General features: G+C 58.1%; 16 protein-coding genes. 13 read left to right on the top strand and 3 right to left on the bottom strand.

Annotated features, from left to right (window positions below; genetic code table 11):
- Positions 1-4 precede the first annotated feature (4 nt).
- Entirely contained in the window at positions 5-3,451 is a 3,447-nt protein-coding gene (gene mfd, locus B8P98_RS17680) for a transcription-repair coupling factor (RefSeq protein ID WP_095033274.1), read from the bottom strand.
- 39 nt (positions 3,452-3,490) lie between these two features.
- Here mfd and B8P98_RS31050 point away from each other — a divergent pair, with 39 nt between their 5' ends.
- From B8P98_RS31050 to B8P98_RS17645, 7 genes are all read left to right on the top strand, one after another.
- Positions 3,491-3,622, top strand: coding sequence for a hypothetical protein (locus tag B8P98_RS31050; protein ID WP_165931812.1), 132 nt, complete (start codon positions 3,491-3,493; stop codon positions 3,620-3,622).
- A 133-nt stretch (positions 3,623-3,755) separates the two neighbouring features.
- Positions 3,756-4,955: a lipoprotein-releasing ABC transporter permease subunit LolC gene (gene lolC / locus B8P98_RS17670; protein ID WP_042929337.1), complete on the top strand. Its 1,200-nt coding sequence runs from the start codon at positions 3,756-3,758 to the stop codon at positions 4,953-4,955.
- The gene (gene lolD, locus B8P98_RS17665) at positions 4,948-5,649 is read left to right on the top strand and encodes a lipoprotein-releasing ABC transporter ATP-binding protein LolD (protein ID WP_002900798.1); all 702 of its coding nucleotides are present in this window, start codon (positions 4,948-4,950) and stop codon (positions 5,647-5,649) included. The genes lolC and lolD overlap by 8 nt, the downstream gene beginning before the upstream one ends.
- Positions 5,649-6,893, top strand: a complete 1,245-nt coding sequence (gene lolE / locus B8P98_RS17660) for a lipoprotein-releasing ABC transporter permease subunit LolE (protein WP_008806005.1) — start codon at positions 5,649-5,651, stop codon at positions 6,891-6,893. The genes lolD and lolE overlap by 1 nt, the downstream gene beginning before the upstream one ends.
- A gap of 48 nt (positions 6,894-6,941) precedes the next feature.
- Complete coding sequence (gene nagK / locus B8P98_RS17655; protein WP_095033273.1) at positions 6,942-7,853, top strand: N-acetylglucosamine kinase; 912 nt, start codon at positions 6,942-6,944, stop codon at positions 7,851-7,853.
- Positions 7,854-7,867: 14 nt separating this feature from the next.
- Positions 7,868-8,698: a Sir2 family NAD+-dependent deacetylase gene (gene cobB / locus B8P98_RS17650; protein ID WP_080897947.1), complete on the top strand. Its 831-nt coding sequence runs from the start codon at positions 7,868-7,870 to the stop codon at positions 8,696-8,698.
- A gap of 90 nt (positions 8,699-8,788) precedes the next feature.
- Positions 8,789-9,133, top strand: coding sequence for a hypothetical protein (locus B8P98_RS17645; RefSeq protein WP_080897946.1), 345 nt, complete (start codon positions 8,789-8,791; stop codon positions 9,131-9,133).
- 24 nt (positions 9,134-9,157) lie between these two features.
- On the opposite strand, the gene B8P98_RS17640 is transcribed toward B8P98_RS17645, so the two are convergent.
- Together B8P98_RS17640 and B8P98_RS17635 are read right to left on the bottom strand one after the other, a co-directional pair.
- Positions 9,158-10,120: a sugar-binding transcriptional regulator gene (locus B8P98_RS17640; RefSeq protein ID WP_004204597.1), complete on the bottom strand. Its 963-nt coding sequence runs from the start codon at positions 10,118-10,120 to the stop codon at positions 9,158-9,160.
- A 35-nt stretch (positions 10,121-10,155) separates the two neighbouring features.
- Positions 10,156-10,950, bottom strand: coding sequence for a triose-phosphate isomerase (locus B8P98_RS17635; RefSeq protein ID WP_080897945.1), 795 nt, complete (start codon positions 10,948-10,950; stop codon positions 10,156-10,158).
- 243 nt (positions 10,951-11,193) lie between these two features.
- Here B8P98_RS17635 and pdxA point away from each other — a divergent pair, with 243 nt between their 5' ends.
- The 6 genes from pdxA (at position 11,194) to tal (ending at position 16,911) form a co-directional block, all read left to right on the top strand.
- Positions 11,194-12,201 (top strand): 4-hydroxythreonine-4-phosphate dehydrogenase PdxA, encoded by a 1,008-nt coding sequence (gene pdxA, locus B8P98_RS17630; RefSeq protein WP_008806010.1) that lies wholly within the window; start codon positions 11,194-11,196, stop codon positions 12,199-12,201.
- Positions 12,202-12,236: 35 nt separating this feature from the next.
- Complete coding sequence (locus B8P98_RS17625; RefSeq protein WP_025712371.1) at positions 12,237-13,955, top strand: four-carbon acid sugar kinase family protein; 1,719 nt, start codon at positions 12,237-12,239, stop codon at positions 13,953-13,955.
- 92 nt (positions 13,956-14,047) lie between these two features.
- Positions 14,048-15,067, top strand: coding sequence for a 2-keto-3-deoxygluconate permease (locus B8P98_RS17620; RefSeq protein ID WP_025712370.1), 1,020 nt, complete (start codon positions 14,048-14,050; stop codon positions 15,065-15,067).
- Position 15,068: 1 nt separating this feature from the next.
- On the top strand, positions 15,069-15,443 hold the full coding sequence (locus B8P98_RS17615) for a PTS glucitol/sorbitol transporter subunit IIA (protein WP_023297368.1): 375 nt from the start codon (positions 15,069-15,071) through the stop codon (positions 15,441-15,443).
- 28 nt (positions 15,444-15,471) lie between these two features.
- The gene (gene rpiB, locus B8P98_RS17610; protein ID WP_025712368.1) at positions 15,472-15,930 is read left to right on the top strand and encodes a ribose 5-phosphate isomerase B; all 459 of its coding nucleotides are present in this window, start codon (positions 15,472-15,474) and stop codon (positions 15,928-15,930) included.
- Positions 15,931-15,960: 30 nt separating this feature from the next.
- On the top strand, positions 15,961-16,911 hold the full coding sequence (gene tal / locus B8P98_RS17605) for a transaldolase (protein WP_060656446.1): 951 nt from the start codon (positions 15,961-15,963) through the stop codon (positions 16,909-16,911).
- Positions 16,912-16,922 lie beyond the last annotated feature (11 nt).

Genomic DNA, 16,922 nt, shown 5'->3' with positions numbered 1-16,922 from the left:
TCAATCAGGCGACGGCGTTCTCTTCCAGCTGACGCATAAACTGACGAACCCAGTCCATCCGCGTCTTACGTTCTTCCAGATCCTGCATGAATTTCAGGCGCGTCGGCCCGTCAAGCCGGAAGTGCTGCGGCTGCTTCTGCAGCAGGCCGATCAACCACACCGGATTGACGTTGTTTTTCTCGTTAAATTCGATCACACCGCCTTTTTCGTTGCTTTCCAGCTTACGGATCCCCAGCTTCTGCGCCTGCTGACGCAGACGGGCGATATCCAGCAGATTGCGGGCGGCATCGGGCAAGCGGCCAAAACGGTCGATCAGCTCGACTTTGATCTCCTCCAGATCCTGTTCGTTTTTGGCGCTGGCAATGCGCTTATAGAATGACAGTCGCGTATTGACGTCGGGGATGAAATCGTCAGGCAGCAGGGAAGGCATGCGCAGTTCAACCTCCGTCTGCTGGCTGGTGAGATCCTCCAGCGACGGCTCGCGACCGGCTTTCAGCGCATCTACCGCGTTTTCCAGCAGCTCCATATACAGAGAGAAACCGATGGTTTCCATCTGACCGCTCTGATCTTCGCCAAGCAGTTCACCGGCGCCGCGAATCTCCAGATCGTGGGTCGCCAGCGCAAAGCCGGCGCCGAGATCTTCCAGAGAGGCAATGGCTTCAAGGCGCTTCTGCGCATCGGTAGTCATCGCTTTCGGATGCGGCGTCAGCAACCAGGCATAGGCCTGGTGATGCGAACGGCCAACGCGGCCGCGCAGCTGGTGCAGCTGGGCGAGGCCAAAATGGTCGGCGCGTTCAATGATGATGGTGTTGGCGGTGGGAATGTCGATCCCGGTTTCGATGATAGTGGTGCACACCAGCACATTGAAGCGCTGGTGATGGAAGTCATTCATCACCCGCTCCAGTTCGCGCTCCCGCATCTGACCATGACCGATGGCGATCCGCGCCTCAGGCACCAGCTCCGCCAGCTTGTCGGCGGCTTTCTGGATGTTCTCAACGTCATTAAACAGATAGTAGACCTGGCCTCCGCGTAGCGTTTCGCGCAGGATCGCCTCGCGCACCACCAGGGCGTCGTATTCGCGAACAAAGGTCTTCACCGCCAGGCGGCGCGCCGGCGGCGTGGCGATGATCGACAGATCGCGCATCCCGCTCATCGCCATGTTCAGCGTTCGCGGGATCGGTGTGGCGGTGAGGGTCAGGATATCGACATCGGCGCGCATCGCTTTGATGCGCTCTTTGTGACGAACGCCAAACCGGTGCTCTTCGTCGACGATCAGCAGCCCGAGATCGCGCAGCTTCACTTCGCTCTGCAACAGCTTGTGCGTGCCGATTAAGATATCGATTTTGCCTTCCGCAGCCTGCTCAAGGATCTGCGCCTGCTCTTTAGCGCTGCGGAAACGGGAGAGCATTTCGATGCGTACTGGCCAGTTGGCGAAACGATCGCGGAAGTTGTCATAGTGCTGCTGAGCCAGCAGGGTGGTCGGCACCAGCACCGCCACCTGCTTGTGGTTCTCCACGGCGAGGAAGGCGGCGCGCATGGCCACTTCGGTCTTGCCGAAGCCCACATCGCCGCACACCAGGCGGTCCATGGCCAGCGGCTGGCACATATCGCTGAGGACGGCGTTAATCGCCTGCGCCTGGTCCGGCGTGGTTTCAAACGGGAAGCCGTCGCAGAACAGCTGATATTGTTCGCGGTCATGCTTAAAGGCAAAGCCGGCTTTCGCCGCGCGCTGGGCGTAGATATCCAGCAGCTCGGCCGCCACGTCGCGTACTTTCTCAGCCGCTTTTTGTCGCGCCCGGGTCCAGGCATCGCCGCCCAGCTTGTGCAGCGGCGCGTTCTCTTCCGCTCCGCCGGCGTAGCGGCTGATAAGATGCAGGGACGATACCGGAACGTACAATTTGGCATCGTTGGCGTAGGTCAACATCAGGTATTCGCCGGTGATGCCGCCCGCTTCCAGAGTGGTCATCCCCGCGTAACGGCCCACGCCGTGCTCAAGGTGAACCACGGGTTGGCCGATATGCAGTTCGGCGAGGTTGCGAATCAGGGTGTCAGGGTTGATGGTGCGACGGGAATCCTGACGACGGCGCGCCACCCGCTCGCCGAGCAGGTCGCTCTCGCAAATCAGCGCCAGATCGCGCTGGCTGTCGATAAACCCGTGCTCGGCGGCGCCAATCATCAGATAGCGGCCGCTGCCGGTGGCTTCCTCCAGCCGCCGCACGTGTTTTGGCGCAACTTTGATCCGCGCCAGCATTTCGCTCAGCGCTTCACGGCGACCCTCGCTTTCCACCGAGAAGATCACCGGGCCGGTAAACGCTTCGAGGAAGCGACGCAGATTATCCAGCGGCGCTTTGTTTTGTGCCTGCACCGCGAGGTCCGGCAGCGTCTGGTAGCCCAGATTGGTATTCGCCGCTTTGTCCGCCAGACGCTCGGTTTTCAGCTGCACGCGCGGCCATTTTTTCAGTTCGCTGAACAGCTCATCGCTGCGTAGCCACAGCAGCTCAGGCGGCAGGAGCGGGCGCATCGGGTCGACGCCGCGGTTTTCAAAACGGGCCCGGGCTTCATTCTGGAATCGCTCCGCGCTGGCTTCCAGATCGCCAGTGTTGACGATCAGCGTGCTGGCCGGGAAATAGCTAAATAACGGCGGCAGCGGCTCGCTGAAGAACAGCGGCTGCCAGTATTCGATACCGGCAGGTAGCGTTCCTTTACTGACCTGCTGATAGATATGTTCGGCATCGCGCTTCACCTCAAAGCGATCGCGCCACTGGCTGCGGAACAGCTCGATGGCGGTCTGGTCGGTGGGAAATTCGTGTGCCGGCAGCAGGTTAATGGCCGCCACTTCCTCCAGCGTACGCTGGCTGTCGACGTCGAACAGGCGCAGGCTGTCGATTTCATCGTCAAAGAAATCGAGGCGGTAGGGCTGATCGCTGCCCATCGGGAACAGGTCGAGCAGCGCGCCGCGAGTGGCATATTCGCCGTGCTCCATCACCTGATCGACATGGCGGTAGCCGGCGCCCTCCAGCTGAGCGCGCAGCGCATCGCGCGACAGGCGCTGGCCCTTTTTCATCACCAGCGCGTGGCCGTGAAGGAAACTGTGCGGACAGACGCGCTGCATCAGGGTGCTGACCGGGACGATCAGCACGCCGCGCTGCATAGTGGGTAACTGGTAAAGGGTGGCAAGACGGGAGGAGATGATGTCCTGATGCGGCGAGAAGCTGTCGTAAGGGAGCGTTTCCCAGTCCGCCAGCCCCATCACCATGCTGTCGGTAAACTGCCTGATTTCGTCGTTCAGACGCAGCGCGTTTTGCATGTCAGGCGCCACCAGCACCACCGGGCCGTTGTGGCGTTCGGCCATCTCCGCCACCAGGGTGGCGCAGGCTGCGCCGGTCAACTCGCCAAGCTGGCGCTGATCGCCGGCTTTGACCGGCAATGAGTATCGATATTGTTCAGGCATAGACGGTTTCATGATCTCTTGGGGATTCGCTCTGCCGATATGGAGGGCAACTCGCTGATATTCAATAGTGAGATTATCCGCGATTGGCCTGGATTCGCCAACCCGAATTGCCATCAGGTATTGGGTGAAGAAAGGTCAGCGCGGTTGATAAGCGTAAAGATAAATAAGTAAGTACTTATCTATCCGTTTGTATTTGCTTGGTTTTTAGGATTATTGCTAATAAAGTCGTCAGGTATCAGTCATTTACGCTGCCCCTAATCGCTTATATACTCGGGCATCGGCTATCAGCAACCAGATGGATGACATGTACCAACCTGCCGCACTCTTTATCGGCCTGCGCTATATGCGCGGGCGCGCAGCCGACCGCTTCGGTCGTTTCGTCTCCTGGCTCTCAACTATCGGTATTACGCTTGGCGTAATGGCGCTGGTGACGGTCCTGTCGGTGATGAACGGCTTTGAACGCGAGCTGCAAAACAACATCCTGGGGCTGATGCCGCAGGCCATTCTTAGCGCTAAACAAGGCTCGGTGAACCCTCAGCAACTGCCGGAGCGCGAGGCGAAACTCCAGGGCGTGACCCGCGTAGCGCCGATCACCACCGGCGACGTGGTGCTGCAGAGCGCGCGCAGCGTGGCGGTTGGGGTGATGCTGGGCATTGATCCGGCGCAGAACGATCCCCTGACTCCGTACCTGGTGAACGTCAAACAGAGCGATCTGCAGGCGGGCAAATATAACGTTATTCTCGGTGAGCAGCTGGCGGGCCAGCTGGGGGTTAATCGCGGCGATAAAATCCGCGTGATGGTTCCTTCCGCCAGTCAGTTTACGCCGATGGGCCGCGTGCCGAGCCAGCGTCTGTTCACGGTCATCGGCACCTTCGCCGCCAACAGCGAAGTCGATGGCTATCAGATGCTGACCAATATCGACGACGCCTCCCGTCTGATGCGCTACCCGCTGGGCAATATCACCGGCTGGCGCCTGTGGCTGGATAAACCGCTGCAGGTCGACACCCTGAGCCAGCAGACGCTGCCGCCAGGTACCCAGTGGCAGGACTGGCGCGAGCGCAAGGGCGAACTGTTCCAGGCTGTGCGCATGGAGAAAAACATGATGGGCCTGCTGCTGAGCCTGATCGTCGCCGTCGCGGCCTTCAACATTATTACCTCGCTGGGGATGATGGTGATGGAGAAGCAGGGCGAAGTGGCGATCCTGCAGACTCAGGGGCTGACGCCGCGGCAGATTATGGCCGTCTTTATGGTGCAGGGTGCCAGCGCCGGGATCGTCGGCGCGCTGCTGGGAGCGGTGCTTGGCGCCCTGCTGGCCAGCCAGCTGAATAATTTAATGCCGATCATCGGCGCCTTCCTTGACGGCGCGGCGCTGCCGGTGGCTATTGAGCCGCTGCAGGTCATTGTTATCGCCCTGGTGGCGATGGTGCTGGCCCTGTTGTCTACGTTGTACCCTTCCTGGCGCGCTGCCGCCACCCAACCCGCTGAGGCTTTACGTTATGAATAAGATCCTGCTGCAATGCGACAACCTGTGCAAACGCTATCAGGAAGGCAATGTGCAAACCGATGTCCTGCACAATGTCAGCTTCAGCATTGGCGAAGGCGAGATGATGGCCATTGTCGGCACCTCCGGCTCCGGTAAAAGTACGCTGCTGCATCTGCTCGGCGGCCTGGATACGCCCACCTCTGGCGATGTGATTTTCTCCGGCCAGCCGATGAGTAAGCTCTCCACCGCCGCGCGCGCCGACCTGCGTAACCGCGAGCTGGGCTTTATCTATCAGTTCCACCATCTGCTGCCGGACTTTAGCGCGCTGGAAAACGTGGCGATGCCGCTGCTGATTGGCAAAAAGAAGCCGGCGGACATTGAACGCCAGGCGAAAGCGATGCTGCAGGCGGTCGGGCTTGAACACCGCAGCCATCACCGTCCGTCGGAGCTCTCCGGCGGCGAACGCCAGCGGGTGGCGATTGCCCGCGCGCTGGTGAATAAACCGCGGCTGGTGCTGGCGGATGAACCGACCGGTAACCTTGATGCCCGCAACGCCGACAGCATCTTCCAGCTGCTGGGCGAACTGAACGTCGCGCAGCGCACCGCGTTTCTGGTGGTGACCCACGACCTGCAGCTGGCGAAGCGCATGAGCCGCCAGCTGGAGATGCGCGATGGCCGCCTGACCGCCGACCTGACCCTGATGGGGGCCGAGTAATGGCGTCTCCGTTATCGTTACTGATTGCATTGCGTTTCAGCCGCGGACGGCGGCGCGGCGGCATGGTGTCGCTGATCTCGGTGATCTCCACCATCGGCATTGCGCTGGGAGTGGCGGTGCTGATCGTCGGCCTCAGCGCGATGAACGGCTTTGAGCGCGAGCTGAACAACCGCGTGCTGGCGGTGGTGCCGCACGGTGAAATCGAACCCGTGAATCAGCCGTGGAATAACTGGCAGGAAGCGCTGGCGAAGGTGCAGAAGGTGAAGGGAATTGTCGCGGCAGCGCCCTATATTAACTTCACCGGCCTGGTGGAGAGCGGCAGTAATATGCGCGCCATCCAGGTGAAAGGCGTCGACCCGCAGCAGGAAACCCGGCTCAGCGCGCTGCCTACCTTCGTTCAGAACAACGCGTGGGCCGGCTTCAAGGCTGGCGAACAGCAGGTGATTCTGGGGAAAGGGGTCGCCGATGCGCTGCACGTGAAGCAGGGGGACTGGGTGTCGATCATGATCCCTAACGCCGACGCCGACCATCAGCTGCTGCAGCCAAAACGCGTCAGGCTGCATGTGACCGGAATTTTACAGCTGAGCGGCCAGCTCGATCATAGTTTTGCCATGATCCCAATGCAGGATGCGCAGCAGTATCTGGAGATGGGCGGCAGCGTGACCGGCATCGCCATCAAGGTCACCGACGTTTTTCACGCGAACAAGCTGGTGCGCGACGCCGGCGAGGTGACCAACAGCTACGTCTACATCAAGAGCTGGATCGGCACCTATGGCTATATGTATCGCGACATCCAGATGATCCGCGCCATTATGTACCTGGCGATGGTGCTGGTGATCGGCGTGGCCTGTTTTAACATCGTCTCGACGCTGGTGATGGCGGTCAAAGACAAAAGCGGTGATATTGCGGTGCTGCGCACGCTTGGCGCAAAAGACGGCTTAATTCGCGCGATTTTCGTGTGGTATGGTTTATTAGCCGGATCGGTAGGCAGCCTGTTCGGGGTGGTGATCGGCGTGATCTGCGCGTTGAATCTGACGTCAATCATTAACGGCATCGAATACCTGATTGGGCATAAATTCCTCTCCGGCGACATCTATTTTATTGACTTCCTGCCGTCAGAACTGCACTGGCTGGACGTCTTTTATGTGCTGGTGACGGCACTGTTGCTGAGTTTGCTGGCCAGCTGGTATCCCGCCCGCCGCGCCAGCCGTATCGACCCGGCGAGGGTGCTGAGTGGCCAGTAATTTATCGTCATCGTCGGCTTTGCTGACGACACAAGAGGAATTGCTGAAATGTATTATGGATTTGACATTGGCGGCAGCAAGATAGCGCTGGGCGTATTTAATCAGGAGCGGCGGCTGCAGTGGGAAAAACGCGTCGCCACGCCGAAAAGCAGTTATGAGGATTTTCTCCAGGCGGTAGAGGCGCTGGTGCGCGAGGCCGATGAGCGCTTCGACCAGCAGGGGTCGGTCGGGATCGGTATTCCGGGGATGCCGGAAACCGCAGACGGCACGCTGTATGCCGCTAACGTGCCAGCCGCCAGCGGCCGGCCGCTGCGCGCCGACCTCAGCGCGCGGCTGGGGCGCGATGTGCGCCTCGATAATGACGCCAACTGTTTCGCGCTGTCAGAAGCGTGGGACGATGAGTTTACGCAATACCCGCTGGTGATGGGGCTGATCCTCGGCACCGGCGTGGGCGGCGGCCTGGTGTTGGACGGTAAATCGATTACCGGACATAGCTATATCACCGGCGAGTTTGGTCATATTCGTCTGCCGGTCGATGCCCTGGAGGTGGTCGGGCGCGATTTTCCGCTGCTGCGCTGCGGCTGTGGCCAGCTGGGCTGCATTGAAAATTATCTCTCCGGTCGCGGTTTCGCCTGGCTGTACGAACATTTTTATCAGCAATCGCTCTCCTCACCGGAGATTGTGGCGCAGTGGCAGCAGCACGATCCGCGCGCCCAGGCGCACGTTGAGCGCTATCTCGATCTGCTGGCGGTGTGTCTGGGGAATATACTGACCATTGTCGACCCGGATTTGCTGGTGCTCGGCGGTGGATTATCTAACTTTACGGCCATTAGCGAAGGGCTGGCACAGCGATTGCCGCGCCATCTTCTGCCGGTCGCCAGGGTACCGCGCATTGAGCGCGCGCGCCACGGCGATGCCGGGGGAATGCGCGGTGCGGCTTTCCTTCATCTGACCCATTAACCACAGAGGTAGCTATGCAGTCGCGCCGTTTACATCGATTGAGCCGTTTTCGTCGCAATAAACGTCGGTTGCGTGACCGTCTGCGTCAGCGGATTTTCTTTAGGGAGGACAGGATGAAACCTGAAGCGATGGCAAAACCGAGAGTGGTGGTGTTAACCGGCGCGGGCATCTCGGCAGAGTCGGGGATCAAAACCTTCCGCGCGGCCGATGGCCTGTGGGAAGAGCATCGGGTAGAAGATGTGGCGACGCCGGAAGGCTTCGCCCGCGATCCGGCGCTGGTGCAGGCGTTCTACAACGCCCGTCGTCGCCAGCTGCAGAGCCCGGAGATCGCGCCGAACGCGGCGCATCTGGCGCTGGCGCGTCTGGAGGATCTGCTGGGCGACCATTTTCTGCTGGTCACCCAGAATATTGATAATCTGCACGAGCGCGCCGGCAACCGCCGGGTGATCCATATGCACGGCGAACTGCTGAAGGTGCGCTGTTCGTGGAGCGGCCAGGTGCTGGAGTGGACCGGCGACGTCACCGCTGAGGACAAATGCCACTGCTGCCAGTTCCCGGCGGCGCTGCGTCCGCACGTGGTCTGGTTTGGCGAGATGCCGCTGGGGATGGATGAGATCTACAGCGCGCTGGCCGACGCGGATATTTTTATCGCCATCGGCACCTCCGGCCATGTCTATCCGGCGGCCGGCTTTGTGCACGAGGCGCGGCTGCACGGCGCCCATACCGTTGAGCTGAACCTGGAACCCAGCCAGGTGGGCAGCGAGTTTGCCGAAAAGCACTACGGGCTGGCAAGCGAAGTGGTGCCCGCCTTTATCGATAAGCTGTTGCAGGAAAATGCGCAGTAAACGGCAGCAGCCTGCCGGTAGCCAGGGCGTAGCCCAGCGCCGCCGGCCGCGCTGCTGACAAGGATGATACGTCATGACAGGAGTCAGACCATGCATAATCCGCTGGTTATCGAAGCGATCATGTTGATCGCGGCCATTATCGTCGGCGTCTGGAGCCAGCGCGCTTTACCGTTACACGCCGATAGCCGGCCGATCCTCTTCCTGCTGTGTCTGTTCGTCGGCACTGGCAGCGCATTGTGCCTGCTGCTGGATATCTTAGCCCTGCTGTGCATCGGTCAGGTCGCGACAGGGGGTGTGCGGATATACGGCCCCATGCTGCTGCTGGTGGTACTGTGGAAACCTCTCAACGGGATCGTCGGCATCATTGAAGATTTTATGCAGCGGCGAGCCGAAAAAGGGAAGGGCAAAGGCCAGCGCGACGGCGGTCGACGCTGAGCCGCCGCCTGCGCCGTGGCTTATCTATAGCGCCTTTTGCATATTAATGACCGAACGGGCGTTCGAGGCGCTGGTAGCCAGCACATCGATAACCCCGGTGCGTAATGCTCCCAGGATCGCCGTCGCTTTCGTGCTTTCCGAGGCGATAGCGATCACGCAGGGAATGGCCCGCAGCTGTTCGAGACTTAAGCCAATGACCCGGTCATTCATCACCGTATCGACGGGTTTGCCCTGAATATTGAAAAAGCTGTATCCCGCCAGATCGCCCACCACCCCCTGCTCCTGACGCGCGGTGGCAATTTCCTGCGGCGTAAACCAGCCGAGCTGGACCATAAAGCTGTTTTCATTCATATCGCCGAGGCCAATGATCGCCACGTCAGCTTTGCTGGCCTGTTCGAGCGTGGCCTTAATCAGGCGGTTTTGCATAAAGGCGGCGCGCAGCTCCGGGGTTTCCACATAGGCCGGGGCGTAAAGCGTTTCGCTGAAGCCGTTAAATTTGCGCGCCAGGTTCCGGCTGATGTGGTCGGCGTCAATCAGCTGATTGTCGCGCTTGGTTCCGCCGATGCCGCAGATAAAGCGGCAGTGGCGCTCCGGAAATACGCCGACGTGATTCGCCACCGCGGCCACATTGCGCCCCTGACCAACGGTGACGGTCATATCGTTTTTTAACACGCCAGCCAGATAGTTACTGACCAGGGCCGCCACCTGCTGGCGCTGCTCATCTTCATCATGGTGATCCAGGGCAATCAGCGCGCGCTTAATGCCAAAGTGCGAAATAAACTGCTGCTCAATCTGGGAGCTGAAGACCGGATGGTATTTGACGCTGATCTCAACAATCCCTTCCTGACGCGCTTTTTTCAGCAGGCGCCCGACTTTGATACGTGAAATGCCAAATCGCCTGGCAATCTCTTCCTGCGTTTGTTCCTGGTCGTAATAAGCCACCGCAATTTCAGTGAGCAGGGCGTAATCTGAGTCTTGTTCAATCATGGCCTGGCATTTCCATCTCTGATGTCCCTTTTATATTACTGCGCCTGTGAAATAAATTCCTGTGTAACGCGTTGAACAATGTCGCAATATCCTTGCGCGTCCCAGGCCGCGCGGCCGATAAACAACCCATTGATCTCCTGCTGGCGCAGCAGTTCCACCGCATTTTGCAGCGTAACGCTGCCGCCATAGAGCAGCGGGATACGGGTTCCCGTGTCGTGACCAAACAGCTCGCAAAGCGCCTGACGTAGCGCCTGATGAATGACACCCGCCTCCTGCGGTGAGGCGGGCGTACCATGTTCGCCAATGGCCCACACCGGTTCATACGCAATCAGGGTCCGCAGCGCCTGCTGGTGGCTCAGGCCATACAGGGCGATCTTCATCTGCCGCACCACGCTTTCACGCGACACCTGCCAGCGTTTCTCCTCGGCGCTATCGCCAATACAGATCAGCGGGCGCAGGCCATGACCTAAGGCGCTATGCACTTTTCGATTAATCGCGGCATCGCTTTCATTAAAGGCGGCGCGTCGTTCTGAATGTCCCAGCTCAACAAGCGTGGCGCCGGTTTCTGCCAACATGGCCGCCGAGATTTCCCCGGTCCAGGCGCCCTGATCCGCTTCATGCATATTCTGCGCGCCGGTCAGAAGCGGTAACTGATGCGTTTGCAGAAAATGGCTGACGGGTTGGATCGCGGTGAAGGGGGGAATGACGAAGGGCTGAATAGCGGGGTGACAGCCCTCAGGCATCCGCGCTGCCAGCGTTTCGCACCAGGCCATGGCCTGCGACAGCGGCTTATTCATTTTCCAGCTGGTTCCTAACCATATCGGGGTCATCGTTGCTTCTCCTGTTAATAAAATCAAACGCTTGCCAAATGTGGGTGCCATACCCTGTATTGAGGTTGAACTTTTTATCACGTAGTGAACATATGTTAGATCACATTTTTCGATAAAAAAAATCTATGAATTTTTTTATGTGATCTCCATCACCAATGAAGCGTTATTAATCAGGTAATGTTTTGTGCATATGATTTAGCAATGAACATATGATCAATCAACTGAGACAATGAGAGGCGCATGATGTCAGCAGAGAAAAAACCCGTTGTGGCGATTACCATCGGCGATCCGGCAGGGATCGGCCCCGAGATCACCGTGGCCACCATGATGGACAAAAGCGTGTATGACGAGTGCAAACCGTTCCTGATCGGCTCGGTACCGATTATCTCCCGGGCAATGAAAATCATGGGCTGCGATTTTGCTATCCATAAAATTGCCCATCCGCAGGAGGCCCGTTTCAGCTGGGGGACGCTGGATGTTCTGGAAACCGGCGACTACGATTGCGACAGCATCGAATGGGGCAAGGTGCAGAAGCTGGCGGGGCAAATGTCGCTGGACTATGTGATGAAGTCGATCGAGCTGGGCAAAGCGGGACTGATCGACGTGGTCTCGACTGCACCAATTCATAAGGAAGCCATCAAGCTGGCAGGATGTAAGCTCCCGGGCCATACCGAAATCTATCAGGTGGAAACCCAATCTGATTACGGTCTGACCATGTTCCACGTCCACAACCTGCGCGTCTTCTTCGTGAGTCGTCATATGGCGCTAAAAGCAGCCTGTGACTATGCCAACAAAGCGCGGGTGCTGGCCTGCGTTCAGCAGATCCACCATGAATTTACCGCCCTGAACATCAACAATCCGCGCATTGCCGTGGCCGCGCTGAACCCGCATGGTTCCGACAACGGTCTGTTTGGTCACGAAGAGGCTGACAATCTGATCCCGGCAGTGAAAGCCGCTCAGGAGATGGGGATCAACGCTATCGGGCCGGTTCCGGCCGATTCCGTGTTCCATCTCGGCAAACAGGGGCGCTACGACGCCATTCTCTCGCTGTATCACGATCAGGGGCATATCGCCTGCAAAACCCTCGACTTTGAACGGTCGATCACCATTACCTTCGGTCTGCCGTTTATGCGCAGCTCCGTTGACCATGGAACGGCGTTTGATATTGCCGGTACCGGTAAGGCAGGTACCGTCAGTATGCTGGAGTCGACGCTGGTGGCGGCCCGTTACTGGAAAATGAAGCATCAATAATCGCTGAGGTTCATGCGAATCACGAGGACAGAGAAATGGAAAAACATCTGTTGATTAGCAAGGGCTGTAAGGGCTGGGGCGGGCCACTGACTATCACGCTGGGTCAGGGGAAAAAGATTGCGTACATCACCGGGGGCATCCGCCCTCCGGTCGTTGACCGCCTGAGCGAACTGACCGGCTGGCCCTCCATTGATGTATTCAAAAATGGCGAACCGCCGGCGGAAGAGATTGGTTTAATGGTCATCGACTGCGGCGGCACGTTGCGCTGCGGACTCTATCCGAAGCGGAGAATTCCCACCATTAACCTGCACCCCACCGGTAAAAGCGGCCCGCTGGCGGAATTTATACACGAAGGGATCTACGTCTCCGGGGTAACGCCTGCCTGTATTGAAATGGTCTGGCCGCAAGGGGAGGGTGGAAAGCTTGGGATCGTGGCTGACGATCTGACCGGGGCGACCACCGTCGGGGTGCTGCTGGCGCGCAGCGGTTTAAAAACCGCCGCGTTTTTCGATACCGAATCCTTCGCCCGCAATGAGGTAGAGTATCCGGCGATGGTGGTCAGCAGCGACAGCCGCCCATTGCCGAAAGCGGAGGCCCAGCACAAAGTGAGCGCTGCGGTGAAACAGCTGCAGGCTCGCGGCGCGCACTACTTCACCAAGCGGATTGATACCACGCTGCGCGGCGGCATCGGATTTGAAATCGATGCCATGCTGGAACAACTGCCGCAGGAGACGGTGGCGGTTGTGGTGCCGGCGATGCCGCAGTCACGGCGTATTCTCGTCGGCGGTTATTCGGTGATTGATTCGGTAGCCCTGTCGCGGACCGATGTGGCTCGTGATGTACGTACCCCTGTCACCGAGTCGTGGGTGCCGGGACTGTTGGCGGCGCAGACCCATCATCAGGTCGGGCATATCGCGCTGACGTCGGTGATGAAAGGCGAAGGGCAAATCCAGCAGGATTTACAGGAACAGCAGCAGCGCGGCGTGCGGGTGATAGTGGTCGATGCGATTACCGTCGACGATGTTGATGCCATCGCCGGGGCGGTCGTGGCCCTGAACTGGAACGTACTGGCCGTCGATCCGGGGCCCTTTACCGAACGGCTGGCGGTTCGTCGCGGTCTGATGCGCGAAGCGCGGAGCAGTGCGCCCGCGAGCCTGACAGCGGACAGCCAGCGCGGCTCGATTCTGATCGTCGCTGGCAGCGCTACGCCCGTAACCAAAAAGCAGCTCCAGTATTTAATCGCCAGGGATGCCCGGGTCTGCCATATCCCGGTGGATGCCGAGCTGTTGGTTGACCGGAAAAACGCCGCTGAAATTGAAGTCAATCGCGTGGTACAGCATGCCCGGCAGTGCGTTCCGGCGCAGCACAACGCGCTCTTTGTTTTTGAGTCCGCGTTGACCGGGCGGTTGCTGAACCTTCAGGAGGAGGAACAGAGATTTGCTCTGGCCCACGGTGAGGCTGCGCAAAATATTAACCAGGGGCTGGGCAGTATTGTGCGCGAGGTGCTTAACTGCGCCTCCGGTGAAATTAAAGGACTGTATATGACCGGCGGCGACACTATGGTTAATGTACTAAAAGAGCTGGGTGCCACCGGAATAGAAATGATTGATTATGTCATCCCACAAACCGATATGGTGCGAATTATTGGTGGCGATTATGCCGGCTTAATTTGTGTCGGAAAAGGAGGGTTAACCGGACCGGAGGATATTATTAGCACCATTGTTGATCGAATTTATCAAGAAGCACAGCAATAACCCAGTCATCTAATAACTAATAAACGACGTAATGGTCGTCAGGGTAGTATTGCGTCGTTATCTCTGTTAAATCTTAATTTAAGAGTCACCCTATGAATATTAATATACTTGAGAAAATGAATAAGGTGCCCGGTGGGCTAATCATTATTCCACTGCTGGTGGCAATATTGATTAATACCTTTGCTCCCCAGGTGCTCAGTATTGGCGGCCCGACCACCGCTTTATTTAAAGTCGGTTCCAGCGCCATGATGGGCATATTTTTACTCATTTGCGGAACCTCGATCAATATCCGTCAGGCCGGGTTGCCGCTCTATAAAGGCGCGGTGCTGCTGTTTCTCAAATGTCTGGCCGGGGCCCTGGCGGTATGGGCCGCGGGAACGTTGTTTGGCCCGAGCGGATTTCTCGGGATATCGACCCTGGCGCTGATTGCCTGCCTGACCAGCTCGAACAGCTCCCTCTATATCGCATTGTGCAGCAACTATGGCGATGCCAGTGATGCCGGGGCGATCTCCGTGTTCTGCATCAAGGATGGTCCGTTTGTCACCATGATGGTGCTGGGCGTCAGCGGCCTGGCCAATATTCCCTTCGCCGCGCTGCTGTCGATGCTTATCCCGCTGCTGATTGGCATGCTGTGGGGCAATCTGGACGAACGTTTTAAACAGTTATGCGCCGCGGCGCAGCCGCTGGTGATCATTATTATGTCGTTCGCCATCGGCGCCAACTCCAGCATCAATACAGTGTTTACCGCCGGCCTGTCCGGGATCCTGTTGGGGATTATCTCCGCGCTCACCGGGATTGTGTTCTACTTTATCTACAACCTGTTTTTGAAGAAGAAAAGCGCGCTGGGCGCCGCGCTGGGAACCACCGCCGCCAGCTCAGCGCTGACGCCGGCGATGGTTGCCCAGGCGGATCCTTCGCTGGCGATGTACGTGGATGCTGCCACCGCGCAGCTGGCGACGGCGAGCATTATCACCATGATCACCGCGCCGATACTGGTCGCCTGGTTTGATAAACGGCTGAAAAAGCGGGCGCCAGCCGCTGAACCTTTGCAAGACGCGAAAAGTGAAGAGAGCGTGACATTATCTTCCCCTGCCGCCAAAGGACACAAATAGTATGAGCGTGCCGTTGTATTCATTACGAATTACCGCCGTCGGGGAATATGTTGAGTGCTCTCTGCGGGAGCAGCGGCTTATTTTATTCTCCGATGCCGTTCCCGACGATATTGCGAGTTATTGCGCCGTACACCAGGCCAGCGAACTGACCGCCGAGTTATCGCCCGGTCAGCGAATGAAATTAAATGATAAAAATTATCGGGTGACCGCGGTAGGCAGTGTGGCAACGGCAAATTTACGACAGCTTGGCCATATCACGCTAAATTTTGATGGCGCAGATATCGCTGAATTACCCGGGACGGTACACCTTTACGGCGAACCACCACAAATTATTCAGCCTGGCGATCAAATTTCGTTTTACCCGAATTGTCATTAAGACGTACTGTTAAATTAAGGAAATAACCATGAAAACAATCGCTATTGGTGCGGATGATGCCGCCTATGCTTTTCGCGATACTATCGTCGCTTATTTGAATGGGCTGGGAATTAACGTCGCGGATTACAGCAGCGATAAACGCCAGGGGAGTACCGTTTATCCGGATGTTGCCCATGCGGTGGCGATGTCGATTAAACAGGGCGAACACGATCGCGGCATCCTGATCTGCGGTACCGGCATTGGGATGAGTATTGTGGCCAATAAAGTCCCCGGGGTCCGCGCCGCCCAGTGTCACGATACCTTCTCTGCTGAGCGAGCGCGTAAAAGTAACAACGCGCAGATTATTACCCTCGGCGCGCGGGTGATTGGCACTGAGCTGGGCAAAAAAATTATTCAGGCATGGCTTGAGTCCGAATATGAAGGCGGCGGCTCCGCGCCCAAAGTGGAACGTATTGATTATTACGAACACCAGCATGCCAGAGATTAACCTCCGCAGTCGTAAGATAAGGAACAGATGATGAGCCAGTTAGACGAACTGAAAAAATACACCACGGTTGTTGCTGATACCGGCGATATTGAATCGATTAAAAAGTTTGCTCCACAGGATGCGACCACCAACCCTTCGCTGGTGCTGAAGGCCGCGCAGTTGCCGCAGTATCAGCCGCTGATTGCCGATGCGATTGGCAAGGCACGCCGCCAGGGGGGCAGCGCAGAAACGCAGTTGATTAACGCCTGCGATCAGGTGGCAGTGGATATCGGCAGCGAGGTGCTGCGCCATGTGCCCGGGCGTATCTCCACCGAAGTGGATGCCCGCTTTGCCTGGGATCGCGGAATGTGCGTCGCGAAGGCGCGCAAGCTTATCCAGTTATATGAAAAAAATGGCATTGGTCCCGAGCGGATTTTAATTAAGCTCGCCGCCACCTGGGAGGGCATTCGCGCTGCCGAAGAGCTGGAGCAGAGCGGTATAAACTGCAACCTGACGCTGCTGTTTTCTTTCGCTCAGGCCCGGGCGTGCGCCGAAGCGGGCGTCTTTCTCATCTCGCCCTTTGTGGGGCGCATCTACGACTGGTATCAGAAGCACCAGCCGCAGTCAGCCTATCAGGTGGACAGCGACCCGGGCGTGGTCTCCGTGCGCCAGATTTATCAGTATTACAAATCCCATGGCTATGACACGGTGGTAATGGGCGCCAGCTTCCGTCGTATTGAGCAGATCCAGGCGCTGGCGGGCTGCGATCGCCTGACCATCTCTCCGGCGCTGCTGGACGAGCTGGCGGCCAGCGAAGGCGCGCTGACCCGTCAGCTGGCTCCCGGCTGCGTGACGGAAACCCGTCCCAGCCCGATGACACAGGCGGAGTTTCTCTGGCAGCATCATCAGGATCCTATGGCAGTGGAAAAACTGGCGGAAGGGATCCGCCTGTTTGCTGTCGATCAGGTGAAACTGGAACAACAGATTCAGCAGATGCTGTAGGCCGCAGGGGA

Source organism: Klebsiella quasivariicola, assembly GCF_002269255.1.
Taxonomy (GTDB): Bacteria; Pseudomonadota; Gammaproteobacteria; order Enterobacterales; family Enterobacteriaceae; genus Klebsiella; species Klebsiella quasivariicola.
This window is presented reverse-complemented; position numbering and strand designations above follow the sequence as displayed.

Excerpts from the sequence above, each read along its gene's own strand:
- lolC (WP_042929337.1), top strand. The coding sequence starts at position 3,756 with ATGTACCAACCTGCCGCACTCTTTATCGGCCTGCGCTATATGCGCGGG.
- lolE (WP_008806005.1), top strand. The coding sequence starts at position 5,649 with ATGGCGTCTCCGTTATCGTTACTGATTGCATTGCGTTTCAGCCGCGGA.
- lolD (WP_002900798.1), top strand. The coding sequence starts at position 4,948 with ATGAATAAGATCCTGCTGCAATGCGACAACCTGTGCAAACGCTATCAG.
- cobB (WP_080897947.1), top strand. The coding sequence starts at position 7,868 with ATGCAGTCGCGCCGTTTACATCGATTGAGCCGTTTTCGTCGCAATAAA.
- tal (WP_060656446.1), top strand. The coding sequence starts at position 15,961 with ATGAGCCAGTTAGACGAACTGAAAAAATACACCACGGTTGTTGCTGAT.
- B8P98_RS31050 (WP_165931812.1), top strand. The coding sequence starts at position 3,491 with ATGGAGGGCAACTCGCTGATATTCAATAGTGAGATTATCCGCGATTGG.
- pdxA (WP_008806010.1), top strand. The coding sequence starts at position 11,194 with ATGTCAGCAGAGAAAAAACCCGTTGTGGCGATTACCATCGGCGATCCG.
- B8P98_RS17625 (WP_025712371.1), top strand. The coding sequence starts at position 12,237 with ATGGAAAAACATCTGTTGATTAGCAAGGGCTGTAAGGGCTGGGGCGGG.
- mfd (WP_095033274.1), bottom strand. The coding sequence starts at position 3,451 with ATGCCTGAACAATATCGATACTCATTGCCGGTCAAAGCCGGCGATCAG.
- B8P98_RS17620 (WP_025712370.1), top strand. The coding sequence starts at position 14,048 with ATGAATATTAATATACTTGAGAAAATGAATAAGGTGCCCGGTGGGCTA.
- rpiB (WP_025712368.1), top strand. The coding sequence starts at position 15,472 with ATGAAAACAATCGCTATTGGTGCGGATGATGCCGCCTATGCTTTTCGC.
- B8P98_RS17615 (WP_023297368.1), top strand. The coding sequence starts at position 15,069 with ATGAGCGTGCCGTTGTATTCATTACGAATTACCGCCGTCGGGGAATAT.
- B8P98_RS17640 (WP_004204597.1), bottom strand. The coding sequence starts at position 10,120 with ATGATTGAACAAGACTCAGATTACGCCCTGCTCACTGAAATTGCGGTG.
- nagK (WP_095033273.1), top strand. The coding sequence starts at position 6,942 with ATGTATTATGGATTTGACATTGGCGGCAGCAAGATAGCGCTGGGCGTA.
- B8P98_RS17635 (WP_080897945.1), bottom strand. The coding sequence starts at position 10,950 with ATGACCCCGATATGGTTAGGAACCAGCTGGAAAATGAATAAGCCGCTG.
- B8P98_RS17645 (WP_080897946.1), top strand. The coding sequence starts at position 8,789 with ATGCATAATCCGCTGGTTATCGAAGCGATCATGTTGATCGCGGCCATT.